Here is a 25,855-nt window from a genome sequence, read left to right as displayed (position 1 = left end):
ATGATGATGACCCTGGGCTGGTTCGTGTTTATGCGATCGACCGCGGCCCCGCAATCCCAACAAGACGAGCGCGCATGGCGCCACCCCGGCAATAACCGGGTCGGCGCCCGCCCCAGCTATCAATTTTTAGGCGTGGATGAGGAAACCAGCACCCTGAGCGGGGTGCTGTTGCCCGAACTGACCGGCGGCCCGGTCGCGCTCGACATGCTCAACCTCATGGCCGACAGCGGCGGGGCCTTCCCCCTGATCCAGGGCGATGGCGTGATGCGCGGCTCGTTCGTGATAGAGGGCATCAGCACCACCCGCAGCGAGTTCTTTGCTGATGGCAGCGCCAGAAAAATCGAGTTCACCATCAAGCTCAAGCGCATCGATAACAACGATGGCAGCCTCGTGAATGGCCTGCTGGGCCGCGTGGGCGGTAACCTGCTTGGCCGTCTCGGCGGCAGCGTCATGATGGGAGCCATGATCGGCGGCAAAGTAGGGGGGCTGTTCTAATGGCAACTCTGGGAGAACTAGCCGAATTTGCTGGCATGAAGAATCCACTTAACGACCCCATAAATGGCCACCCGATCCCGGTCTATCAACTACTTGTCGATGGCAACGATATCTCGGCCGCCATCCGCCCGCGCCTGATGTCGATGACCATCACCGATAACCGGGGCTTCACCGCAGACACCATCGAGATCACCCTCGATGACAGCGACGGTCAGCTCGACATGCCACGCCGTGGGGCCACCCTTCGCGCCTTCATCGGCTGGCAGGGCAGTGCACTGGTCGACAAGGGCACCTATAAAATTGACGAGGTGGAGCACAACGGCGCCCCCGACGTGCTCTCCATCAGGGGCAAATCGGCAGATCTGCGCGGTGGCATGAACAAACTGCGCGAACGCAGCTGGCACCAAACCACCGTCAATAGCATCGTCGAACAGCTCGCCGCCCCCTACCAGCTCACCCCCTGCGTGGGTGACTCACTCAAGGGCCAGCTGATCGACCATATTGACCAGACCAACGAAAGCGATCTCGCCTTCCTCACCCGCTTGGCGGGTCAGTGTGATGCCATCGCCACCGTCAAATCTGCCCGCCTGATGTTCATCAAGGCGGGCCAGGGTACCACCGCCAGCGGCCAGCCCCTGCCGGCCATCACCATCACCCGCCAAGATGGCGATCAACACCGCTTCTCGGTGGCCGACCGTGACGCTTACACAGGCGTCATCGCCTACTGGCAAGACAACAAGGCCGCAGAGAAAAAGAAAATAGAGGTGAAGCGCAAGAAGAAGACCAAGCCGAAACCGGAGCGGCCACTACCGCCGGGCGTGGTCGTCAACAAGAAGGAACACGAACTGCTGGTCGGCGACAGCGAGAACGTCAAAGAGCTGCGCCACGTTTACGCCAACCAGAACAACGCCATGCGGGCCGCTCGTGCAGAATGGGAAAAGCTGCAGCGTGGGGTGGCCGAGTTTGACATCACCCTGGCCAAAGGCCGCCCCGAACTCTACCCAGAACAACCCACCACCGTCAGGGGCTTCAAACCCGACATCGACGCCGCTCCTTGGCTGCTCACCCAGGTGGTGCACGACCTCACCAATCAGGGTTACACCAACCGCGTACAGCTCGAAGTGAAGCTGGAAGAACTGCCAGAATGAAAAATGGCGGCAGAGCCTAAGCCCTGCCGCCACTATCGATCATCAAATCCCCTGCCGCCACTTTGCCGCCACAACCGCTTGACCAACTAACGAGACCATGATTAAGCTGTTGTTTTTAAATGATTTTTACCATGTTAAAAAATCCATACTAAAGAGCGTAGAATTTTTTAGGCATGTTATCGATCTCGAAGAGTTATATAAAACAATTACTTAAAAAAATAATCGCCTCGCGTTCACGCGCGGCTGAGTCAATGCTGGCGCCTCTGTCTCCCGAATTCGGCTTGCACGTTGGCTGCCTCAGGGCTGGAACCTCGGCAGCAAAAACGGATTCAATGAAAGCGGGATGGGCATAGCTGGCGGCCATGTCGTTTGGAGGTAAGACCCCAGACAGGCTGTTGGGCCGGAATGATAGCACCGTTTGCGGATAAATTGACTGGCAAACGTATGCGAAATGCAGGAAAAAACTGCGACATCCCGCTCGCGCCATCCGGCTTTGGCCTGCCACACGCGCTGCATAACCAGACGCTGGCGCCAATTGCAGATAAAAAAATAGCAGGGGGAGGATAGATTCCTCGCTCACCTGCTGCTGCATCTTGCGTGTTGCCCCTGTGGGCACCCCTGGCTTAGCGGTAAGCGAAGGGATTCGGGTAGCTATAACCCTGGGTATAAAGTGATTGGGCAAACCAATAGGTTGAATTGCTGCCGGACATAGTAAAACTCCTGATTGCTTAACAAGTTACGTACCTTTAATGCGGGCTCAAATCCTTGAACAGATACTCGGTTCCATGGAGGCGCACTTGCTTTGCTTCGGTTCCCTGGAGGCACTCCTCGTCATCCTGACGGGTGGCGAACCACGGTCACTAATTTACCAGCCGGCGCCATAAATACAATGTTTTTGTGATTTGCGTCACATAATTTCTTTTATGCTGGGTCTGGTCACTCACACATCGGCTGCACGCTGTGAAGCGCCAGATTGTCAGCACAAGCCGCCCGCAATTTGCGCTGTTCGCTCACATTTTTGTGTGATTGACTGTATTATCGTTATCCTCTTCCCCGGCCCGTTGATGGGGCCCAATCATTTTCCTTGCTGGTAAGGAGTCCCGACGTGGCACAGCTTAGTTCTCTCTCTCCCAAACTGATTTGGCATTTCTTCGAGCAGATCTGCTCCATTCCCCACCCTTCCAAGCACGAAGCCCGCTTAAGCACCTGGATAATGCAGTGGGCCCAAGAGGAAGGTCTGGCGGTCAAGCAAGATGCTGTGGGCAACATCATCATCAAAAAGCCGGCCACCCCCGGGATGGAGAACCGCAAGGGTGTGGTGCTGCAAGCCCATATCGACATGGTGCCCCAGGCCAACGCCGACACCCGGCATGATTTCACCCAAGATCCCATCGATGCCTATATAGACGGTGACTGGGTGACGGCCCGCGGTACCACCCTCGGTGCCGACAACGGCATGGGCATGGCCGGCTGCCTGGCCGTGCTGGCCGACAAGAGCCTCAAGCATGGCCCGCTGGAAGTGCTGCTGACCACGGACGAAGAGACCGGCATGACGGGCGCATTCGGACTGGAAGCAGGCTGGCTGGAAGGCGAAATTCTGCTCAACACCGACTCGGAAGAGGATGGTGAGGTCTACATGGGCTGCGCCGGTGGCGTGGATGCCAATATTCGCTTCCCGCTGGAGATGGTAGCCACTACCGAAGGTGAAGGGTTTGAACTGCAGGTGAAGGGGCTGCGTGGCGGTCACTCCGGCGTTGACATCCACCGCGGTCGTGGCAACGCCAACAAGCTGCTGGTACGCCTGCTCAAGGCTGCCGAGCCACTGGGGGTGCGTCTGGCCGAGATCCACGGCGGCACCCTGCGCAACGCCATCCCGCGCGAAGCCCGCGCCAAGCTGCTGGTGCCCGCTGATCACGTCAATGAATTCAAGGCCCTGGTCGATCGCTACGCCGGTATCTACCAGAGCGAACTGACCGCCACCGAAGCCAACCTGACCGTGCTGCTCACGGCTCAAGACAAACCGGCCAAACTGATGAGCGAGACCCTGCAGGCCCGTCTGCTGGACGCCCTGATGGCCTGCCCTAACGGCGTTATCCGCATGAGCGATGCCATCCCGGGCGTCACCGAGACCTCCACCAACCTCGGCGTCATCAAGACGCTCGAAGGTGAGATCTATGTGCAGTGCCTGATCCGCTCCCTCATCGACTCCGGTCGCGAGAGCGTCGAACAGATGACTCGCTCCCTGTTCAATCTGGCCGGTGCCAGCTGTGAATTTACCGGTGCTTATCCTGGCTGGGCGCCGGATGTGGACTCCCCCGTCATGGCACTGGTACGCAACAGCTACCAGACCCTGTTCGGCGAGATGCCCAACGTCATGGTGATCCACGCTGGCCTGGAGTGCGGCCTCTTCAAGAGCGCCTACCCGGACTGGGACATGGTCTCCTTCGGCCCGACCATTCGTGGCGCCCACTCACCGGACGAAAAGGTACATATCCCGGCTGTCGAGCACTTCTGGCAGCTGCTGGTCCATGTGCTGGAACAGATCCCGGCCAAGTAAGCCTGCCGATTCATCCGCGGGGATCGAAATCTGATCTTCCGCAGAACAGGTTGAGCCCGCTGCCCCCGATGAGTTATACCCCGCCCAGTGCGGGGTATTTTTTTGCAACCGTCACCCGCGGAGCCGCATCAGCACACTCCCGAGGAGCCGGATCGGAGCATCTTCTGGCCCCCTTCTTTGATCCACCCGCCATTCATCTGTTTGAGCATCCCAATACCGCCATCCGGCGATGCATGTCTCTGAAACCGTCTCCATGAACAGAACTGGGTTTGAAAACCTTTTCCATGATTTATGTAACTTTACCACTCAAAAAGTTGATCCATATCACATAAGGCCATAGGATCAAATTGTGACTCAGGTCACAAACAACAATTAGATAACAGAGCGATGAGGTGAATATATGTTTGAGAACCTGGCAGTATTGTTCCACCTTAAGGGTGCAACCAGCAAAAAAGGCGCCGTAGAGAAAGACACCTACGCCCCATCAACCCGTGAGTACTACTTCCGTTACGGTGCCTGATGCATCAGGGAAGTACATTAAAAGTAGTAAAATTACACACATTATAATCCGTACAACAGCCACCCCATGTCGGGGCCGCTGTCCTGCCCTGGCCAGATGTTCCACGGCCAAACCTGAACTCCAACCATGAAGATGGGGCCCACAGGCCCCATTTTTTTTATTGCTTCTCTTCCCTGCCCTCTGGCTGTGACGCCGGGAGTGGCATCACACCGCCTTTCCCAACGGCACCGCCTCAGCCACCGGCAAGGGGGTGTGGCATGCCACCTCATGGGCACCCCCATCACAAATCTGCAGGCTCGGTGCCGTATTGCGGCACAGATCCGTGGCATGGGGGCAACGTTGATGAAAGTGGCAACCGTTGGGCGGCGATATGGGAGAAGGTACATCGCCGGTCAGCAGGATGCGCTGGTTGCGACGGCGCGGATCCGGTACCGGAATGGCCGAGATCAGCGCCTGGGTATAGGGATGTCGAGGGGACAGGTAGAGGGTTTGCGCATCCGCCAGCTCGACAATCCTTCCTAAATACATGACGGCAATGCGATCCGAGATGTGTTTCACCACCGACAGGTCGTGGGCGATGAAGATGATGGCGAGGTTCATCTCCCGCTGCAGGTTGAGCAACAGATTGACGATTTGGGACTGCACCGACACATCGAGGGCCGATACGGCCTCGTCACACACCAGCAGCTTGGGCTTGAGAGCGATGGCGCGGGCGATGCCGATGCGCTGACGCTGACCGCCGGAGAACTCGTGGGGGTAGCGATCCACCGCACTTTTCGGCAAACCGACCTTGTCCAGCAGCGCCAATACCCATTCTCGCCGCTGCTGGCTGTCGCCCTTGCCGTGGATGATGAAGGGCTCTTCCAGGATCTGGCCCACCGTATGGCGGCTATTGAGGGATTCTGCAGGATCCTGAAACACCATCTGCATCTCCTGGCGCAGGGAACGCATCTCTCTGGTCGAGAGCTGGGTGATATCCCGCCCCTCGAAACTGATGGTGCCGGCAGTCGGCTCGAACAACTTGAGCAGGGAACGACCCAGGGTGGACTTGCCACAACCTGACTCCCCTACCAGCCCAAGCGTCTCCCCCTGTTTCAGATCGAAACTGATGCCATCCACCGCATAAACGGTGTAGTGCTTGCGCAAAAAGCCACCGCCCAGCCGAAAATGCTGTTTCAAATCCCGCACGGATAAAAGCGTGTTCATACGGCCAGCTCCTTCCAATGGTGACAGGCAACCCTGTGGTGAGGATTGAGCTGTTCAGTCGCCGGAATAGCGATCACACAGAGCTCGGTGGCATGGGGGCAGCGATTGGAAAAACGACACCCGGCCGGCATCTCGTGCAGGGCGGGCACCTGACCCTTGATGGTCTTTAGCAGGCTCTTGGGCACATCTTCCAACCGAGGGATCGAGTTCATCAAACCATGAGTATAGGGATGGCGCGGACTGTCAAACAGCTCAAAGACATCGGCCTGCTCCACCGCCCGGCCGGCGTACATCACCACCACCTCGTCGCACAGCTCCGCCACCACACCAAGGTCGTGAGTGATGAAGATGATGGCCATACCCGTCTGGGCCTGCAGCTCTTTCATCAGCTCCAGGATCTGTGCCTGGATGGTCACATCCAGCGCCGTGGTGGGCTCGTCACAGATGAGCAGGTCCGGCTCACAAGAGAGCGCAATGGCAATCATCACCCGCTGGCGCATGCCACCCGACAGATTGTGGGGGTAGACGGCAAAGCGCTGGGTTGGCTCAGGTATTCCCACTTTTTGCAGCATGGCGATAGCCGCTTCCTTGCGCTGGACCTTGCTGTACTCTGGCCTGTGGAGGCGAAACACCTCCATCAGCTGATCACCCACCGTCTGCACCGGGTTTAGCGCCGTCATCGGCTCCTGAAAGATCATCGAAATACGGTTGCCGCGAACCTTGTACATCTGATCCGGCGCCAGGGTGAGCAACTCCTCTCCCTGAAAGCGGATGGAACCCGCCACCACCTGACCATGGGGCTTGGGCAAGAGCCCCATGATGGCGAGGGAGGTGACGCTCTTGCCACAGCCGGACTCGCCGACTATCCCCAGAGTCTGGCCCGGGGCCACAGAGAAGCTGACCCCGTCGAGTACTTTTATCTTGCCGTCGTCGACGGCGAACTCCACCTCGAGATCACGTACCTCGAGAATAGAGGCGCTGCTCTGGCCGTTATCAACGGTGAACTTCACCCCATTATCTCGGACGTCGAGGATGGGAGCCTGTATGGTTGGCATAACAGCCGCTCCCTTCTCAATGGCATCAATGATGTGCATAGGTCTTGTCGAGCAGGTTGATGGGCGCCAGCGCCTCTCCTGCCTCCTTGGCTTTCAGGGTCTCTTCCTTCACCTTGGGATCGAGCCAGAGCAGACCGCCACTGCTGTGGGGGTAGCCATCCATGGGCCAGTAGAGCAGATCCGGGGTATTTCTGGTGGCAGGCACCTCGGGCAGCATCACATGGCGCCAGCTGCTGGCCCGCACATAGTTGAGCTGCACCCCGGGCACGAAGATGGCGAGATCATAGATACGCTGCTGGATTTGTTGTGAGAGCTTGGCCCGTTTGGCCATGTCGAATTCGACGTTGTAGGCGTCGATCAGAGTGTCGAGCTCCTTGTCAGCCACGTTGAACAAGTTGTTGGTCTGGGGCTTGTTGGCGTTGGCCGAATGGAAGGATTCCCAATACTGGGGATAGAGACCACCGCCGCCCCAACCGAGCCAGGCTGCTTCGTGTTTCTTCTCCAGCATCACCTTGAAGCCGGTGGCGCCATCCACCAGGTTGAGCTCCAGATCCAGGCCCGCCTTCTTGGCTTCCTCTTTGAGCACAGTCAGTCGCTTGGAGTGCTCCTGGGTGGTGTAGGTGAGCGCCAGGGTCAGCCGCTCGCCCTTGTCGTTTTGCAAGATGCCGTCCGGCCCCTGCTTGCCATAGCCGCCCTTGGCGAAGTACTCCCGTGCCTTGGTGATGTCATAAGCCCGGCTTGGCAGTGACATGTCGGTAAAGTCACCGAAACCCGAGCCGAAAGTGGTCACCCTGTCATAGTCGCCACGCAGTACCGTCTCGATCATCTTGTCGAGGTTCATGGCATGCTGAATGCCAAGGCGCACGTTCACATCCGACAGTTTGGGGTTACTGACATTGAGGTGTACCCCCTGCCCCCCCTGCTTGGTGTCGGTCATGGCCATCACCTTCTGCACATACCCTTTCTTGTATTCCGGCGTGACCGCTTTTTCATGCCACCAGTTGGGCAGGATCATCTCGAAGGTATCGAGCTCCCCCTTCAGGAAGTGGCGAAACGCTATGTTGTGATCCCGGATCACCTGCACCTTGATGGTGTCGATATTGAATCTGTGCTGGTTGTAACGATCGTCTTTGGCCCACCAGTCTTGCTGCTTGCTGAAGGTGATGGACTTGCCCTTCTTGACCTCGCTCATCACATAGGGACCCGTGGTCGGGACCACGGCCCAGTTGTACTTTTTCACCCAGTTGGGGTCGAGCTTGTAATAATGTTTGGGCTGGGGCCACAGCTCGGTGGTGTTGAGCAGGTCCAGCTTGGCCTTGCGGCTGCCCGCCTTGACCAGAATGGTGTGAGCATCAATTTTGTCTACCGCCACCACTTCCGTGGTGTAGTAGTTGTTGAACCAGGGCCCTTTGATGTGTTTGGAGCGCATCATCTCGTAGCCGAAGGTGTAGTCATCGGCAGTGACCGGCTTGCCATCGGACCACTTGGCGCGCGGATCCAGCTTGAAATAGACGGTCTGGCTGTCTGGCGCTATGGCCCAGTGGGTCGCCAGCGATGGTATGGGGTTACCAGTATTGGGGTGAAAACTGATGAGTCGCAGCTGGTTATCCAGAATATAGGAACGGAACGAACCATTGGAGTCCGGCCCCACGGTGCGAAATGTCAGGGGAAAGCTGTCGACAAACATGGTGATATCACCACCAGGCAACGCCTTGGGAGACGCGAATGTCGGGTCAGTATCATTGGTCTCCCACTTGAGATCCGCGGGCAGATTGGCGGCCCAGACCCAGGATCCGTTTACCAGTAGAAAAAGAGCACCTATCCATTTGATTTTATTGTTCATGTTTGACTTCCAAGTCTAGCCCCTGCACTGGGGGTCTTGATTGATAACGGGTTTATCCCTTGCTCCCGGGACCGCCTGTGGTGGCAGCCCGCCCTTCATTAATTACTGTTCGTAGCCCAGCGTATACCAACGCGGTGTAGCGCCAGCTTTGTCACTGATAACGGGTAAATTTGCGCGGGTCAAACGCCTCGCGGATTGCCTCGCCGATAAAGGAGACCATGATCAGCACCAGACTCACCGCCGCCACCACTGAGCTCACGATCCAGATGGCATCCAGATTGTTGATGCCCTGGGAGAGCAATTCCCCCCAGCTCGGGGTCGGCGGCGCCAGACCAAAGCCCAGATAGTCCAGCGCCGTCAGGGTGGAGATGTTGCCCACCACGGCAAACGGCGCCAGGGTGACGATCATCATCAGGGTATTGGGCAGTATGTGGTTGAAGATGATGCGTTTGGTGGTGGCCCCTTGCGCCCGCGCCGCCATCACATAGTCTCGCGCCCGCTCCTTGTAGGTGAGGGTGCGCATGTACCAGGTGATCCCCATCCAGCCGAACAGCACGTTGATGCCGACAAAGAGGCCGAAGTTGGGCTTGGCCAGCGACACCAGTATCATGATGACGTAGAGAAACGGCACCTGGGACCAGATCTCGATGAAGCGTTGCAGGATGAGATCAAAGCGCCCGCCGAGGAACCCCATCATGCAGCCTATGGTCACCCCTATGGCGTAACTGGCCGCCAGGGCGATAAAGGCAAAGCCGATGGCGATGCGAAAACCGTACACCAGCCGCGCCAGCACGTCGCGACCGCTGGTGTCGGTGCCGAGGAAGTGGCGCTCCGCCACACTGGGCGCGTAAGGGGGATAGGCATCCTCCTTGAAGTCCTGTTCATAAGGGTTCCAGGGCACCAGCGGCAGCAGTACCCAGTCGCCTTTGCCTTGTGCTGCGAACTTGGCCTTGAGCTGGCGGTAATTGGTCTCGTACTCGTAATCGAGCCCGAAGTGCTGGCCCGGGATCACATCACCGTAAGTGGGAAAATGGAGCTGACCCTGATAGCTCACCATCAGCGCCCGGCTGTTGACCAGCAGCTCCGCCAGCAGGGAGAGCACCACCAGGGCCGTGAAGATGACAAATGAGTAGAAACCGCGCTTGATCGACTTGAAGCGCTTGAGTTTTTTCAGCGTAACCGGGTTGAGATTCATGGTTATTCTCCAAAACGCACGCGGGGGTCAACAAGGGCCACACAGATATCGGAAACGATATTGCCCACCAGCATCAACATGGAGGTGATGGCCAGAATGCCCATGACGGTGGGGTAATCCCGCTCGACGATCGCCTCGTAGCCAAGCAGGCCTATGCCGTCGATGTTAAAGATGGTCTCGATGAGGAAGGAGCCGCCGAAGAAAACAGTCAGCACGCTGCCAAGATGGCTGGCAATCGGGATCAGGCTGTTGCGCATGGCGTGGTCGGTGACCGCCTTGCGAAACGGCAACCCCTTGGCCACGGCGGTACGCACATAATCCGCCGACAGATTCTCCATCAGGCTGTTTTTCATGGTCATGGTCAGGATGGCGAAATCCCCGATGGCGTAGGCGATGAGCGGCAGCAGGGCATGGGCAAAGACGGTGCTGACCTGATCCCAGCTGCTCTCCATGGATTCAAAGTCGTCCCCCGGAAAACCGCCCATGGGCAGCCACTCCAGATGGAAGGCGAACACTGTGATGAGGAAGATCCCCACCACATAGGCGGGCAGCGCATAGGCCATGTAGATGAGCATTGAGCTTAAAGAGTCAAAGCGGCTGTTATGCCTGAGGGCTTTGGCAACCCCGAGCGGTATTGATACCGCATAACTGAGCAGAAAGGTCGCCAACCCGAAAAAGGCCGTCACGGGAAGCTTGTCCTTTATCAGATCCCATACTGGCTCGTAGTAGCGGGTCGACTCCCCCAGATCCAGCACAGCCAGCTTCTGCAGCCACTCCCAATAAGCGACCAGCATGGGCTTGTCCAGCCCGTAAAATGCCTTCAACTCCTCGATCTGTTCATCGGAGAGCGCCTGAGCCCCCTTGCTGCCACTGGATCGCCCGGTCTCATTCTGTGAGACCTGAGCCTGCAACAGCATGCGTTCGACCGGGCCGCCCGGCACGAAACGGGTGATGGAGAAGACGAGCAGGGTGATACCGAGAAACGTCGGGATGATCAAAAGCATCCGACGTAAGAAATACGACAGCATGGTGAAACCTCGTCCTTGTTGTTCTTGTGTGGCTAGTCAATTCCGATGACCTGCCTGTCCTTCCTGGCATTACTCGCTGGATAGTCTGTTTATTGGCAGACAATCCGCTCGGTCACTGTAAAAGCTCTGCAACAAAAATCAAGTACAAGAAAGGGTAAAACCGATGGAAATGGCCACTTGGTGTAAAAGCCGCAAGAAAATGACGTTTTTTATTTAAAAAAGAAAAATCAAAACAAAACGCTGGCTATCAATTAAATTTTAAAAACAATAAACAGTTGTTTAACTGCTATTAAAGAAAATCCAACCACATGAATTTAAATGGCTATATCTTCCACCCCACCGAACTGAAAACGATATCAACACAACACCTCTATATTGTTCTACGGGTAACTACCAATGGTATCTATCGCCACTAAAACAGTGTTTCCTCCTTTTTTTTCTCATTTTCACAAAACAAGATACAAAGAGACATCAGCATTAATAATAAGTTCATCACTTTTTAGTTAGGCGACACAAAAGGCATTTAACAAAATTTTCACATTGCTTTGAATGTTATTCATAGAATTATTCACTGAGAAAGCGCCACACAAATAACACACTCCTCTTATTGCACTCAGCTTGCACTCAGCTCTCTGCTTTTCCCCTGCTCCATTGACGTCACCAGCCAAAGATTGATAAGCCTTACGCATCGCTCCAACGAGGGCGGTATGGAAGCAAACAAAAAACAACCAGGAAGGATATAAGCGATGCTTAGGAAAAGCAGACTCTCTGCTGCCGTAGCGTTTGCCTTGGCGAGCGCGGCAGTTATGACCACCCCTGTCTTGGCCGAAGAAGGCCAAAACGTCGAAAAGCTGCAAAAAATCAAGGTTACCGGCTCACGTATCTCCCGCGTCGATGTGGAAGGTGCCACCCCTGTTGTCTCCGTCAGCAAAGCCCAGATTGAGCAATCAGGTCAGCAGACAGTGGCCGACTACCTGAAACAAGCCTCCTACAACTCCTTCGGTGGTGTATCCCCCGCCTCCGGCAGCTCTTATCAATCCCAGGCGACCGTAGGCCTGCGCGGCCTTGGCTCGGAGCGCACCCTGATCCTGTTGAATGGCAAACGGGTAGCGGGCTCTCCCACCATGGGTGGCACAGCCATCAACCTCAATACCATCCCCATGGCGGCGGTTGAACGGGTGGAAGTGAACCTGGACGGCGGCTCAGCCATCTATGGCTCCGATGCCATCGGCGGTGTCATCAACGTGGTGCTCAAAGAGGGCTATGAGGGCTTGACCTTCCAGGGCCGTATTGGCAGCCCGACCGAAGAGGGCGGTGACGAGAAGAGTGGCTCCATCGTCGCCGGTGTCGCCGGCGAGAAAGGCTCCCTTATGGCGGTCTACGAGCACGACAAGAAAGACGTCGTCTATGCCCGCGATCGTACTTACCTAGCCAAGCAGGGTAACGACTCCCCCAGCGTCTATGGCCGCAACGTGGAAGGGATCACTGGCCTGGATGGCAATGGCGATGCCATCTGGAAATATGGCCCGCTGGCTGGCGCAGCCAATGCAGACGGCACCTGCAAGGAGCCCTTCACCAATTTCGAAGGCGGTTGCAACTTCAACTACGGTCAGGTTGCCGCCACTACCGCCTCCCGCAGTCGTGACACCCTCTATTTGAATGGTCGTTATCATATCAACGACAACGTCGACTTCGTGCCCCAGATCATTGGCTCACGGGTCGAGAGTTTCGGTCGCTTTGCACCCGCAGCAGGGGTGTTCACCATAGATCCTGCCAACCCTAAAAACGCCCAGTTCTTTACCGACAACGGCCTGGATGCCGCCGCCACCCAGGGCCTGGGCGAGGCTGCTTATGCCTACTACCGCTTCAGCAACGTTGGTACCCGTGACAACTTGGTCACTGACACCACTGGTAGCATGAACCTGGGTTTTGAAGGCACCCTAGCCACCGAAAGCGTCGGTGACATGCAGTGGAACGCCGGTTACATGTACTCCAAGACCGACAACAAGGAGAACGGCACCGGTTATGTACTGAAATCCGCCGCCCAGAAGGCGGTCGAAGATGGCAAGTTCGTCGGTGGCGAATTTGATGCCTCCACCACTGCCTCCATGGCTGCCGACACCAGTCGCCGCGCCACCATGGACTTCTACCAGTGGTATGCCGGTGTCCAGTGGGACATGGGTGAACTGCCGGCCGGACCGGTCAGCTGGTATGCAGGCGCCGAGTATAACGACTGGGTCTACGCCGACAAGTACGATGCCCAGTCCGAAGCTGGCAACATCATAGGCTCAGCGGGCAACTCGTCCGGTGGCTCTCGTGATGTAACGGCTGCTTATATCGAGTCACTGGTCCCCATCACGGATGAGATTGAGCTCAACGTCGCCGGCCGTTACGACAAGTACAGCGACTTTGGCAGCGCCTTCTCGCCCAAAACCAGTCTGCGCTACCAGCCGCTGGACAACCTGATGCTGCGCACCTCCTGGTCCCGTTCGTTCCGCGCTCCCAGCTTGAAAGATCTCTATTCTGCCGACTCCGAGTCTGCCGACTGGGCCAAGGATTATGTCTATTGCGCAGCGAACGGCATTTCGGCTGCGGCATGCCCGAATCAGCAATACACTACCATCCGTACTGCCAACGAGAATCTGAAAGAAGAGACTGCCGATACCTGGAACTTCGGTGTGGCCTACAGCCCGCTGGATGATCTGAATCTGTCGCTGGACTACTACACCATCAAGATCACCGATCTGATCCAGCTGAACTCACTTCAGTCCATCATCTATGACGAGCTGAACACCGGCAGCTCCAGCAACATAGTGCGTAACAGCCAGGGCAAGATCAAACAGGGCACGGCTCCCATGGTCAACCTAGGCGAGCTGAACACCAGCGGCCTGGACTTCAAGGCGGACTACAAGTACGACCTGAACGTAGCAACGGTGCGCTATGACTTCGGCAGTACCTATATCCTGGAGTACAAGGAAGGTCTGTATGCCGGTGGTCCCGTCATCGACAAGATCGGTCAGAACGGCAGACCTCAGCTGCGCTTCAACACGGGTGTCGGTGTCAACGTGCCCCAGTGGTGGAACATGGATACCTACCTGAGCGCCAGCTACATCGACTCCCAGAGCCAGGACTACATCGCCGATACCGGTGCTGAAGTGGGTCACATTGCGTCCCAGACTACCTGGAACCTGAACGTCGGCGTCGAAGCCCCCTGGGATGGCAAGATCCAGGTCGGCGTGAAGAACATGTTCAACACTGCCCCGTCACTGGAAAGCGATGGCTTCACCTATGACGAAGACGTGTACAGCATCGATGGTCGCATCTACTACCTCGACTACACCCAGAAGTTCTAATCAACCCCGTTGATATACGACTCAAGCCGGCCCGGTCGGGCCGGCTTTGCCCAACGTCCAAGGAAGTTACGGAGATAGGGTAATCCTATGAAGACAAGGACTATTAAAATGAAGAAAGCGCTCCTCGGCAGCCTGGTATCCGCTGCCTTGCTGACCAGCTTCAATCTGAGTGCCGCCTCTGCCGGTCAGGCAGTGGACGCTCAAGCCGCCACCGACAATGCATCCAAAGTTTCCCAGCAGAAGATCGACACCTACGCCGAATCTGCCGAGTCTGCCCTGGCCCAGTACAAGGCAGCCTTGCGCCAGGCGGACAGCCTGCGCGCTTACAACGAGCAAGTGGGCAAGATGGTCGATTCCCAGGCCAGCGAGCTGGCCTCTATGCAGCGCCAGATTGCCCAGATCGATCAGACCAGCACCGAAGTGGTGCCCTTGATGCTCAAGATGATCGACTCCCTCGAGCAGTTTGTATCGCTGGATCTGCCGTTCCAGAAGGTCGAACGGGAAGACCGCGTGGCGGCCCTGACCGACCTGATGAACCGGGCCGATGTCACCATCTCCGAGAAGTACCGCAAGATCCTGGAGGCCTACCAGATCGAGGAGGGCTTCAGCCGCACCATAGAGGCCTACAAGGCTAGTCTGGACAAGGATGGCAGCGAGAAAACCTACGAATTCCTGCGGGTGGGCCGCATCGCCCTGCTCTACCAGTCCCCGGACGGCATGGAAACAGGGGTCTGGAACAAGCAGACCCGCCAGTGGGAAGCCTTGCCACAAGAGTATCGCAGTGCAGTCGAACAGGGCTTGCGTATCGCCAAGAAGCAGGCACCGCCCGCGCTGATCAAGCTGCCGGTACAAACTGCGGAGAAAGCATCATGAAAGGAATCAAACTCGCCATTGCCTCCCTGATTGCGGGAGCTACCCTGTTCACCCTGCCGGTGACCGCCGCCGAGAAACCGGTGGACCTGAACGCCCTGCTGAACCAGGTCAAGGCCTCCAGCCTGAGCGAATCCCAGCTCAACAAGGAACGGGAAGCCCGTTTCCTGGCCGACAAGAACCAGCAGACTGCGTTGCTGGCCAAGGCCAAGGCCGAGCTTGCCGCCGAAACCGCCAAGGGCGAGCAGCTCAAAGCCACCTTCGATGCCAATGACAAGCAGCTGACCGAACTGACCGACACCCTGCGCCAGCGTTCTGGCAACATGGGTGAGATGTTCGGGGTAGTGCGCCAGTTTGCCGGTGAGTTCAAGGGCATTTTCCATGCATCACCCATGCGGATCCTGCATCCGGAGCAATCCGAACTGCTGACCAAACTGGCAGAGAGCAAGGAGTTGCCCTCCAGCGAAGAGCTGGAAGCCTTCTGGACCGCGACCCTCAGCCGCATGGTCGATGGTGGCAAGGTGAGCCATATACCGGCAACGGTTGTGTATGGCGAAGGCAACCAGGCAGACAAGACAGTCACCCAGATCGGTGAGTTCAACACAGTTCTGGAAGGCAAGTACCTGAACTTTGTGCCGGAAACCGGCAAGTTCGAACAGCTCTCCCGTCAACCTGACAGCAAGATCACCTCACCGATCGCTGACTTTGAACAGGGTGGCGATGGCCTCAAACCCATCTATATTGACCCGTCACGGGGTGTGATCCTCTCTCTGCTGGTGCAATCACCGACACTGGGCGAGCGTATCGATCAGGGTGGCGCAGTAGGCTATGTGATCTTGGCGCTGGGTGCCATCGGCGTGCTGATCGCCCTGTTCTGCGGTGCTCGTCTCTCCCTGATCGGCGGCGCCATGCGCAAGCAGCTCAAGTCCGACAAGGTGATCAAGGGCAACCCGCTGGCTGACATGCTGACGGCCTATGAGACCCACCGCGGTGACAACATAGAAGATCTGGAATCCAAACTGGATGAAATCATACTGCGCAACGTGCCCAAGCTCGAGAAAGGGGTCGGCATCATCAAGCTGATCGCCTCGGTGGCGCCGCTGCTGGGCCTGCTGGGTACAGTGGTCGGCATGATTGCCACCTTCCAGGCCATCACACTGTTCGGTACCGGCGATCCCAAGCTGATGGCGGGGGGTATTTCAGAGGCGCTGGTCACCACAATGCAAGGTCTGGTAGTCGCCGTGCCCATGCTGTTCCTCTATACCCTGGTACAGACCCAGAGCCGCCGCCTGATCCAGATCCTGGAAGAGCAGAGCGCCGGTTTCGTCGCCCGTTATCAGGAAAGCCTGCACGCCTCCAAAGCCGCAGCGTAAGGAGTCTCCCATGTGGTTCTGGTTGATAGAAGAAGCGGAGTCCATTCGCCGCTTCCTGGGAATGGGAGGAGATGTGCTAGTTGCCATCTTCTTCCTCACTCTGCTGATGTGGGCCCTGCTGCTGGAACGTTGGATCTATTTTCTGACTGTCTACCCGCAGCAGGCGAAAGGGACACACCAAACCTGGCAGGCACGCCAGGATCATCTCTCCTGGTCTGCCAAGCAGATCCGGCGTGAGCTGGTCTCCCGGGTGGCGCTGGCCGTGGACAAGGGGATGCCGGTCATCAAGGTGTTGATCGCACTCTGTCCCCTGATGGGGCTGCTGGGAACCGTGGTCGGCATGGTGCAGGTGTTTGACACCCTGGCCATCACTGGCACCGGCTCCCCCAGAGCGATGGCATCCGGTATCTCCAAGGCAACCATTCCGACCATGGCAGGCATGGTCGCCTCCCTGTCGGGCTTGTTCTTCGCCAGTCGCCTTGAGCACAAGGGCCGACTCGCTGTCGACAAGCTGGAAGACAGTCTGAAACACGGATAAGTCAGGGACAGATAGCTGGCGGGGAGTCTCTCCCCGCCCGATACAAGCAAGGAGTTTTTGCTATGAGAAAGCGTCACAGCGCAAGCAGCGCAGACGAGGCGGCGATCGATATGACCCCCATGCTGGACATAGTGTTCATCATGCTGATCTTCTTCATCGTCACCACCTCGTTCGTCAAGGAAGCCGGGGTTGAGATCAACCGCCCGAGTGCCAATACCGCCGAAACAGTGAAAAAAGGCAACATCATGGTCGCAGTCCGTGAAAACGGTCAGGTCTGGGTCGACAAACGCATGGTCGAAGTGGGCGCAGTTCGCGCCAACATAGAACGACTGAGAGCGGAAAACCCGGAAGGCGCCGTAGTCATTCAAGCCGATGTTGAATCCCGCTCCGGTGTCGTGGTGCAGGTGATGGATCAGATCCGCATGGCGGGAGTACAGAACATCTCCATTGCCGCCAACAAAGACGGCTGATGCCAGGGGTCACCTATGAGATACCTGATATCCTTTGCCGCCGCCTTCCTGGTGGTGTTCGGCCTCTTTTGGGGCATGAACAAGCTGGTCAACCAGGACAGGCGCGAGCTGCAGGAAAAAGAAGACGTCAGCATGGTCGACTTCATCCGCCTCAAGCCGCAGGAGACACTGCAAGAGAAACAACGGGAGCTGCCCAAGCCGCCGCCGCCGAAACGCCCGCCACCCCCTCCCGAGATGGAAGTGGCCAGTACGGACAGGCCCAAGATGGACAGCTCGCCCATGGACATGCCCAAACTCGACCTGCCGGTCAACATAGGGGGCGGCAACGCCCTCGGTGCCTACAGCACGGGCGGCGGTGGTGGCGGTATGGGTGGCAACAACGGTGCCATTCCACTGGCGACCTTCGAACCCATGATGCCCCGCAAGGCGGCGCTGGCCGGGCTCGCCTCCGGCAAGGTACTGGTGGAGTTCACCGTGACCGAACGCGGCACCGTCAGCAATATCCGCATCGTGAAGGAAGAGCCGCGCAGCTATGACCTCGGCAAGGCCGCGCGCAAGACCATCACAAAATGGACCTTCAAGCCGGCCATGGTGGACGGCAAGCCGCAAGCCAGTCGCATGCAGCAAGAAATCGAGTTTGCGACCAACTAAGGAAGGTGGCGATGAAAAAGTTACACACCCTGATCCTCGCCCCGGTTGCCATCGCGGTGCTGCTCAGCACCGCCAGCTGGGCCGCCGAGCAACCAGCCCTGTCGGATCGCGCCTATCGCGCGGTCAACAAGGCGCAGGAGTTGATCACAGAGAAGAAATACGGCGAGGCCAATGGCAAGCTGCAGGAGGCGCTGTCCGGTGCCGGCGAGCGCGTCTACGACAAGGGGGTGATACTGCAGACCCTCGGCTTCGTGGCCGCACAGCAGGAAAAATACGGTCAGGCGACCAAATACTTCGCCGAGGCCATCGCCACCGGCGGCCTGCCACAACCCGTGGCACAGCAGGTGCGCTACAACCTGGCACAGCTCTATATGGCGGAGGGGAACTTCAAGGGTTCCATCAGCACCATGAACCAGTGGTTTGCGAGTCTGGGCAAGGATGAGAAACCGACCCCGCACGCCTACATCACCCTGGCCAACGCCCATGTGCAGCTCAAGCAGTATCGAGAGGCCATACCTGCGGTGGATCAGGCCATCAAGCTGTCGGCGGGCAAGGCGCCGGAGTCCTGGTATCTGCTCAAGATGGCGGCGCACTACGAGCTGAAACAGTACAAGCCGGCCACGGAGGTGCTGACCGCTCTGGTGGACAAGTTCCCGGAGAAGAAGAAGTACTGGACTCAGCTCTCCGCCATGCACATGCAGGCGGGCAATGATGCCAAGGCGCTGGCGGCGCTCGAATCGGCCTACAACCTCGGCATGCTGACCGAGTCGGCCGAATTGCAGCGCCTCGCCAACTACCTGGCCTTCGCCGGCATTCCCCACCGCGCGGCACGCGTGATGGAGAAGGCGATGAAGGAGGGGAGCATAGAGAACAGTGCAGCCAACTACAAGACACTGGCCAACTACTGGCATCAGGCCAAGGAGCTGGATCCGGCCATTGATACCCTGGCCAAATCCTACCAGATGGCCCCCAGTGCCGAGCTGCAGCTCAAGATGGCGCGCATGATGATCCAGAGCAAACGCTATCAGGATCTGGTGGCCCTGGCCGCCAAACCGGCAGCCAATGCCAGTGGCGAACAGCGGGCGGATCTCAAGTTCCTGACCGGGGTCGCCTATTTTGAGCAGAAAAAGCCGAAGGAGGCACTGAGTGCCTTCACCCAGGCTGCACAGAATGGCAACGTCAGCGGTCGCGCTGCCCCCTGGATCAGCTTCCTCAAGGAGCAAGAGGGAGAGGCAGTCACGCAGTAAGCGCCGAGCGCACCGGCTCAGGCCATTCACTCCCGAGTCGAGGTCAAGGCTCAATGACGCGAAACGGGTGCGGGCGCCCTCACCGCCCCCGTTTCATACCACAAGGGGTTCGCCCCACCGCTTGCCTTGGTGGCAATTGGCCGCTCCCCGGAGCGGTCTTTTTTATGCCTGCGACCCCCTCTTTATATCTGCCGTCATAAAAAATCCGGAGCCTGGGCTCCGGATTGGGTCATTCATGGATACGGGCATTACCTCATCGGTGAGGGTGTCGGCCGCTCCCGCTCCGTTGCGCCATCAGTAACTGCATACCAGCTTCCAGCTCCCATCGGTCGCCTTGGGCTCGCTGCTGGTCCACCAGTTGGCCTGCCACACCACCTTGTTATGGGTGATGCGATCGCCGCCACCTGCGTGATCCCCCTGCGGCCAGGTCGGGTAGGCCTTGTAGGCCGCCGGATTGACGTTCTGGCTGCTGCAGCTGGTACCGCCCGGGTTCTCGCCACCACCAGTGCCGAGCTCGGCCTCCGGCAGGGTCGGGAACTCGGCCTTGAGGCCTATGGTCTGGCTGCCGCTGATGATACGCATGCCGCTCGGCACACCGGCGGCGGGCAGGTAGTAGGTCATGGCGACTTCAACTTCAGCCCCCGGTGCCAGTGTCTGCCAGCCCGGCAGGTTCATGGCGACCTTGTGGAAGTCCTTCTCGTTGGCAATGCCCTCCGAGTTGTCGTTGCCACCGCTCTCCGCCACTTTCAGCCCCATGCCACTCTGATCCGTGATGGTGTCAGAGGTGGACGTCGGCATCAGAAACTCGATGCGAGCGCCACCCGGAATGGTCTGGGTCGACTTGTTGACCAGCTTGAGTTTCGGGTTGATCGGGTAGTTGGAGTCTCCTTCCTTGAAGCCGGAGAGGCTGACCTGGATGTCGAGCTGGGCACTCGGCGCGGCCAGATCATTCTGCTTGTTGTTGTACAGAGTTGCCTTGGCAAACTTCTCGTAGGCAAGAGTCGTCAGCGTGCTGCCCATGCCGTACTCGTTCTTGGCCGGATCGAAGGCGTAGTCCCCCGCCATCTCCCAGAACATGACGCCACCCAACCCGCGCTTGATGATGTAGTCCAGCTTGTGAGCCATGGACTCTTCATCTTCGGTGGAGAGAAACACCTTCTTCTCCTCGTTCCAGAGCCAGGGCGCATGTGCCTTGTCATCGTAGTAACGCACATACTTGCCCTGCATCACATGGGCCGGATTGTTGGGGTCCAGACCCCAGGCCGTGCCGTAACTTGGCAACGTTGTGATGCCCAGGCTGGCCGCGTGCTCCAGGTTCTTTGCATGCCACATGGGCACGGCGCCACCGCCGATCTCCTTGCCGTTCTTGTCCAGATCGTGCCAGATGTTGTCGATGCCGACCGCACCATTGCCGCACGGAATCGTACTGCCACCCGTGCCCGGCTGACACTCGTTCTGGCTCGGCAGGGCCGCCTTGCCACCCAGACCGTGACTGCCACCGCTCACCCCCTGCCAGCCGCGGGTGTAATAGGGCACACCCACGTTGATCTTGCCGGCCGCCAGCGCACCACGGAAGTAGTGGGCAGACCAGGCGGCGTTGAGGTAACCGATACCGCCAAACTGGGCCTGATTGTATACGCCCCAGTGGGAGAGTTCGGGATCGGCATTGTTGTCGAACAGGGCCGCGTTGTGACCAACAAAGTGATTCCAGGCACCGTGGAAATCATAGGTCATCAGGTTGACGTAATCCAGATACTGGGTGACCTGGAAGTTCTCCATGCCGCGCAGCAGGTAGGCTGACGCCGGTGAGGCTATGGTCAGCATGTACTTGCGTCCATCCTCGGTACCGGCATTGTCGAGCCGCGCCCGCAGGGTTTTCATCAGCACCTCGTAGTTGGCAAACAGCTTGGCACGGCACTGGTTGGAGAGCGGGAAGTCGTTGGGGTTGCCTGCATCCTTCATGGAGGTGGGGTACTCGTAGTCCACATCTACCCCATCGAAACCGTACTGTCGGATGAAGCTCACCGCCGAATCGGCAAAGGCGTTGATGCCGGCTGTATTGACCGAGCAGTCGCCCTTGGTAGTGGCGGTGTAGAAGCCGCGGGTATCGGCCCAGCCCCCTACCGAAATAAGGGTCTTCACGTCCGGATACTGCTTCTTGTACTTGGAGATCAGGTTGAAGTGGCCCTGATAGGCGAATTCGGGATCCATCTCGGCGCCCGGCACACCATCCCAGGTCAGCTTGGTGGCTGCATCATCCACCTTGATCTGGTGACTCTGCTCGTCCACAGCCGCGAAGGCGTAGTTGATGTGGGTGAGCTTGTCCCAGGGAATGTCGTTCACCAGGTAGGCGGGCAGGCCATTCTTGCCAGTGCGCCAAGAGGTGAAGTAACCGATCACCCGGCGGGCGTGGTCATCCCCCATGCACTCGTAACCGTCCGGGCGATAGATCTGGCGAATGTCACAAGAGAGGTTGCCACCGGTGGGCGGTAGCGCCGCCTCTTCCACCTGCACATCGACCAGGGCAGACTCGCCCACCAGATTTTCCTTGTCGGTCGCCACCAGCTTGAGGGCGGCAGCCCCCTTGCTCTGGGGCGTCCAGCTCACCTGCCAGGGGGCGCTGACGTCTTCACCGACTTTCTTGCCATCCACATAGAGCTCGACCCTGGCCACGTCATTGTTGGCATCGGTGACATTGCCACTGACCGCCACGCTGCGCCCCAGGGTTACCTTGGCGCCGTTGGCCGGGCTGCTGATGCTCACCCTGGGCGCCTCTGGCGCAACCACGGCGTTGACGCTGAAGCTGGCATCCGCCTCGCTCAGCACGGCGCCATACTTGTCCAGCCCACGAGATTTGAGTTGATGGGGGCCGACACCGGTAGCGACCCAGCTGGCCGACCAGGGGGCCCCGCTGCTCACCGCCACCGGCTGACCATCGATCAGATACTCGACCTTGACCAGGGCGCTGCTGTTGCCGCTCAGGGTGACCGCCAGGGCCACGGGTACACCTTCGTTGAAAACGCTACCAAGCGCGGGCGAACTGATTGCAAGCCCAAGGCCCGGAGTCGTGCCGCCGTCATTGAACAGCGTCCAGGCATCGGCCCAGACTGCACCCACACCGGGGGCATAGTGATAGGGGGATGCCCCGCACCAGCCGGAGTAGGGAAATTCTTTGCATTCGTAGAGAGCGCCTGCGTTGCTGACCACATCGCCAGCCTTGTAAGCGGTGCCGGCCTGATAGGCGGGATAAGCGGCTTGTGCCCAAGCGGGCATGGCAGCCAGGGCCACCAGCATGGCAAGCCTGCTGGGCCTTAAGGTCTGTTGCATATTGTTATCTTCCTTGTTTTGTCTTGGCATTGGTCACCAGGGCAAAGAACAAGCGCAACCGGCGTGATGGGAGCAGACAACTGGCAATGGACGTGCCACAAACACCACCTTCACCCTGGGAAGCCCCGCTATCTGGATCGACTGATCTGGAGACCGGAGGCATTGCGTCCCGGCATTTCGACCGGTTTGCCCTTTACCTAGGTTCCGTGAGGAACAAGCCGAGTATAGGAATCAACCAGCAGAGTCTCAATCTTCATTCTCGAAGAAAAATATGTGGATGCAAGCCAGATCACACTTTCCCGAGAACAGTGAATTAATGATTTTATCATTAATTTCATAACGTTAGTCAGGTCAAAAAAACCAGCACTGCCCTCATTTGCATCCCGGTAATGTGCGTTGGCTCACTGGTATGACGTGCCAGAAATGTGACAATGCGCGCCCTTGGTCAAGGTGCCAAGGCTATGGAAACACTGGCAAAAAATAAAAAAGGAACCGTTATGAAAGGAACACGTACCCTGCTGTCGCTGGCCGTGGGGCTTGCGCTCGCGTCCCCGTCCGTCCATGCCGCCAGCTTCAGCTGCCCGGCTGACAGTGCCCTCACCCCCATCCCCGTCATTCAGGGCATTGGTGGCAAGAGTCCCCTCATCCCCGATGGCAAGTTCGAAAGCGCCCAGAGCGTCACGGTCAAGGCGGTGGTCACGGCACTTGGTGAGAGTCTCAACAAGGGTTTCTACCTGCAGGATCTGCAAGGGGATGACAATCCCCAGACCTCGGATGGCATCTTCGTCTACCTCAACGACAAGAACTTCGCCAGCAAGTACCCGGACATCAAGCCGGGCGCCGAAGTCTGCCTGGAGGCCAAGGTCGAGGAGTACTACAACCACACCCAGCTCAAGCCGGTCGTTGACAGCGGCGCCCCGCGTCTGCAGGTTCTCGCTCAGGGCTCTGTGCCTGCCGCCGTGCCGCTGCGGGTACTGGAAAACGAGACCCTGGCCCGGGCGCTGGAGCGTCACGAAGGAATGCGGGTACGCCTCGATGCTGACAGCGCGCTCAAGGTAAGCCGCAACTTCAGCTATGACTACGCCGCCAAACGCAACAATCTGGTGCTGTCACACCAGGCACCGCTGATGAAGCCGACCCAGCTGCATGCCGCCGACAGCAAGGAAGCCAAGGCGCTGGCCAGGGCCAATGCCCGCAACCGGGTATTCCTCGAGTCTGACTTCAAGGCCACCGATGGCAAACTGCCCTGGTTGCCGGGCTGGGATCCGGAGCAGGGTTATCTGCGCATCGGCGATGCCCCGGTCAATCTGGATGCGCTGGTGGGTTACAGCTACAACGAATACCGGTTGATAGTGCCGCAGGATCAGGTGATCACCGCCGGCGATCTGCTGCGCACCGGCGATAACGATCGCCAGAGCGCACCGGCCCGTGCCGATGGCACCGACTTGCGTATCGGCAGCTTCAACGTGCTCAACTACTTCACCAGCCACTCCAGCGTGGGGGGGGCCCTCAATGTGCTGTGCAAGGATCAGGCTGATGCGGACAGCGCCAAGGGCTGCAACCGCGGCGCCAAAAACCTGGAGGACTTCCAGAAACAGCGCGCCAAGATAGTCAACGCCATCACTGAGATGGATGCCGATCTGCTCGGCCTGATGGAGATGGAGAACAACGGCTTTGACAGCCACTCAGCCATCAGTGATCTGATGCAAAGCCTCAACGCCCAACAGAAGGAAGCCGACAAACAGTACGCCTTCGTGGCCCTACCCAAGGCGCTGCTTGGCGATGAGCGCTTCTTCGGCGGCGACGCCATCATGGTGGCCATGATCTACCGACCCGCCAAGCTGACGCCGCAGGGGGATGCCAGCGTCATCACGCTGCCGGTACAAAAATACCAGGATGCGAAAGGAGTCGAGAAACAGGCCTCCCAGCGTGACTCCCTGGTGCAGAGCTTCACCGTCGATGGCAACCAAGAGCCGCTGACCCTGGTGGTCAACCACCTCAAGTCCAAGGGATCTGGCTGCCTGGAGAACCTGGACGGCAAGGAGCCGGCCGATCTGCAGGGCAAGTGTACCGAGTTCCGGGTCAGTGCCGCCAAGGTGCTGGGCGAAGCGGTGAACACGCTGCCGGGCATGGTCATGTTGGTGGGTGACCTCAACTCCTACGCCAGGGAAGATGCGATCCGGGTGCTGACCGACTATGTGCCGACCGAGGGTCAGCGCAAGATAGTCTCGGCCTCCCGGACCTTCCTCGGCGAGCAAGTCTATGAGCAGACCGGCAGCGAAGTGAGCAAGAGCTATGGCCTGATCGACATGAATGTCAGGTTCAACAAGGAGAAGGCGATCTCCTACAGCTACGAAGCCGAACTCGGCACCCTGGACTATGCCCTCGCCAACCCGGCACTGGCCAGCAAGGTAGTCGCGGTCGCCGACTGGCACATCAATTCGTTCGAAAGCAGCCTGTTCGAATATGGCCGTGGCTTCACCGGTGACATGATCAAGTCCGACAATCCGTTCAGCGCCTCCGACCATGATCCCATCATCGTCGACCTCAAGCTGAAGGAAGAGAGCAACGGCGGTGGTGGTGCCATGAGCGCCCTGTTGCTGGCCCTGCTGCCCCTGGCCTGGCGTCGTCGTCGCAACTGATGCGACTTTGCCATCATGCCAAAAGCCCGCTGCGATGCGGGCTTTTTTACGGGCAGGAGACGGCCGGACACAAAATGAGCCAAAACAAAAAGGCCACCGCGATAACGGTGGCCTTTTTGCTTCTTGTCACAAGAATGTGGTGGAGCTACGCGGGATCGAACCGCGGACCTCTTGCATGCCATGCAAGCGCTCTCCCAGCTGAGCTATAACCCCAAATTTTGTACTCAACAAATGGTTCTGGCGGCCATCTGTCGTAAATAGTGGTGGAGCTACGCGGGATCGAACCGCGGACCTCTTGCATGCCATGCAAGCGCTCTCCCAGCTGAGCTATAACCCC

17 protein-coding genes, 2 tRNA genes and 1 riboswitch are annotated in these 25,855 nt (G+C 58.2%); of the genes, 11 read left to right on the top strand and 8 right to left on the bottom strand.

Annotated elements, in window-relative coordinates:
• The 3 genes from OKC28_RS02915 to OKC28_RS02905 all read left to right on the top strand — a co-directional run bounded on the left by OKC28_RS02915 (position 1) and on the right by OKC28_RS02905 (position 4,200).
• A complete protein-coding gene (locus OKC28_RS02915) occupies positions 1-495 on the top strand; it encodes a phage tail protein (protein WP_171272722.1) in 495 nt (164 codons plus the stop codon).
• Between the two features lie 35 nt (positions 496-530).
• Positions 531-1,643, top strand: a complete 1,113-nt coding sequence (locus tag OKC28_RS02910; protein ID WP_270687231.1) for a phage late control D family protein — start codon at positions 531-533, stop codon at positions 1,641-1,643.
• Between the two features lie 1,105 nt (positions 1,644-2,748).
• A complete protein-coding gene (locus OKC28_RS02905; protein ID WP_270687229.1) occupies positions 2,749-4,200 on the top strand; it encodes an aminoacyl-histidine dipeptidase in 1,452 nt (483 codons plus the stop codon).
• Positions 4,201-4,924: 724 nt separating this feature from the next.
• Here the strand turns inward: OKC28_RS02905 and OKC28_RS02900 are convergent.
• The 5 genes from OKC28_RS02900 to OKC28_RS02880 all read right to left on the bottom strand — a co-directional run bounded on the left by OKC28_RS02900 (position 4,925) and on the right by OKC28_RS02880 (position 11,047).
• Positions 4,925-5,926 (bottom strand): ABC transporter ATP-binding protein, encoded by a 1,002-nt coding sequence (locus OKC28_RS02900; RefSeq protein ID WP_270687226.1) that lies wholly within the window; start codon positions 5,924-5,926, stop codon positions 4,925-4,927.
• On the bottom strand, positions 5,923-6,981 hold the full coding sequence (locus OKC28_RS02895) for an ABC transporter ATP-binding protein (RefSeq protein ID WP_270687223.1): 1,059 nt from the start codon (positions 6,979-6,981) through the stop codon (positions 5,923-5,925). The genes OKC28_RS02900 and OKC28_RS02895 overlap by 4 nt, the downstream gene beginning before the upstream one ends.
• Positions 6,982-7,006: 25 nt before the next feature.
• Positions 7,007-8,824, bottom strand: coding sequence for an extracellular solute-binding protein (locus OKC28_RS02890; protein ID WP_270687221.1), 1,818 nt, complete (start codon positions 8,822-8,824; stop codon positions 7,007-7,009).
• A gap of 151 nt (positions 8,825-8,975) precedes the next feature.
• Complete coding sequence (locus OKC28_RS02885; protein ID WP_017412677.1) at positions 8,976-10,019, bottom strand: ABC transporter permease; 1,044 nt, start codon at positions 10,017-10,019, stop codon at positions 8,976-8,978.
• A gap of 2 nt (positions 10,020-10,021) precedes the next feature.
• The gene (locus OKC28_RS02880; protein ID WP_333562721.1) at positions 10,022-11,047 is read right to left on the bottom strand and encodes an ABC transporter permease subunit; all 1,026 of its coding nucleotides are present in this window, start codon (positions 11,045-11,047) and stop codon (positions 10,022-10,024) included.
• 746 nt (positions 11,048-11,793) lie between these two features.
• Here OKC28_RS02880 and OKC28_RS02875 point away from each other — a divergent pair.
• The 7 genes from OKC28_RS02875 to OKC28_RS02845 all read left to right on the top strand — a co-directional run bounded on the left by OKC28_RS02875 (position 11,794) and on the right by OKC28_RS02845 (position 19,549).
• Positions 11,794-14,400: a TonB-dependent receptor plug domain-containing protein gene (locus OKC28_RS02875; protein ID WP_111588390.1), complete on the top strand. Its 2,607-nt coding sequence runs from the start codon at positions 11,794-11,796 to the stop codon at positions 14,398-14,400.
• Positions 14,401-14,508: 108 nt separating this feature from the next.
• Positions 14,509-15,273, top strand: a complete 765-nt coding sequence (locus tag OKC28_RS02870; RefSeq protein WP_059113173.1) for a DUF3450 domain-containing protein — start codon at positions 14,509-14,511, stop codon at positions 15,271-15,273.
• Positions 15,270-16,643 (top strand): MotA/TolQ/ExbB proton channel family protein, encoded by a 1,374-nt coding sequence (locus OKC28_RS02865; RefSeq protein ID WP_059113172.1) that lies wholly within the window; start codon positions 15,270-15,272, stop codon positions 16,641-16,643. The genes OKC28_RS02870 and OKC28_RS02865 overlap by 4 nt, the downstream gene beginning before the upstream one ends.
• Before the next feature lie 10 nt (positions 16,644-16,653).
• Complete coding sequence (locus tag OKC28_RS02860; protein ID WP_021139801.1) at positions 16,654-17,181, top strand: MotA/TolQ/ExbB proton channel family protein; 528 nt, start codon at positions 16,654-16,656, stop codon at positions 17,179-17,181.
• Between the two features lie 62 nt (positions 17,182-17,243).
• The gene (locus OKC28_RS02855; RefSeq protein ID WP_021139802.1) at positions 17,244-17,651 is read left to right on the top strand and encodes an ExbD/TolR family protein; all 408 of its coding nucleotides are present in this window, start codon (positions 17,244-17,246) and stop codon (positions 17,649-17,651) included.
• A 15-nt stretch (positions 17,652-17,666) separates the two neighbouring features.
• A complete protein-coding gene (locus tag OKC28_RS02850; protein WP_265451953.1) occupies positions 17,667-18,302 on the top strand; it encodes an energy transducer TonB in 636 nt (211 codons plus the stop codon).
• An 11-nt stretch (positions 18,303-18,313) separates the two neighbouring features.
• The gene (locus OKC28_RS02845) at positions 18,314-19,549 is read left to right on the top strand and encodes a tetratricopeptide repeat protein (protein ID WP_270687211.1); all 1,236 of its coding nucleotides are present in this window, start codon (positions 18,314-18,316) and stop codon (positions 19,547-19,549) included.
• Between the two features lie 294 nt (positions 19,550-19,843).
• Here the strand turns inward: OKC28_RS02845 and OKC28_RS02840 are convergent, their stop codons facing one another.
• Positions 19,844-22,876, bottom strand: coding sequence for a glycosyl hydrolase family 18 protein (locus OKC28_RS02840; protein ID WP_442865733.1), 3,033 nt, complete (start codon positions 22,874-22,876; stop codon positions 19,844-19,846).
• 115 nt (positions 22,877-22,991) lie between these two features.
• Positions 22,992-23,077, bottom strand: a riboswitch (cyclic di-GMP riboswitch).
• Between the two features lie 296 nt (positions 23,078-23,373).
• Between OKC28_RS02840 and OKC28_RS02835 the strand changes: the two genes are divergently transcribed.
• Positions 23,374-25,518 carry an ExeM/NucH family extracellular endonuclease gene (locus OKC28_RS02835; RefSeq protein WP_270687209.1) on the top strand — a complete coding sequence of 715 codons (2,145 nt, stop codon included), beginning with the start codon at positions 23,374-23,376 and terminating at the stop codon, positions 25,516-25,518.
• A gap of 137 nt (positions 25,519-25,655) precedes the next feature.
• Here the strand turns inward: OKC28_RS02835 and OKC28_RS02830 are convergent.
• Together OKC28_RS02830 and OKC28_RS02825 are read right to left on the bottom strand one after the other, a co-directional pair.
• Positions 25,656-25,731, bottom strand: a tRNA-Ala gene (locus OKC28_RS02830).
• A gap of 48 nt (positions 25,732-25,779) precedes the next feature.
• A tRNA-Ala gene (locus OKC28_RS02825) sits at positions 25,780-25,855 on the bottom strand.

Origin of the sequence: Aeromonas sp. D3 (genome assembly GCF_027705025.1) — a bacterium.
In the GTDB taxonomy this organism is placed as follows: domain Bacteria; phylum Pseudomonadota; class Gammaproteobacteria; order Enterobacterales; family Aeromonadaceae; genus Aeromonas; species Aeromonas salmonicida.
The sequence above is the reverse complement of the archived record's forward strand: the minus strand, read 5'-3'. Positions and strand labels throughout refer to the sequence as shown.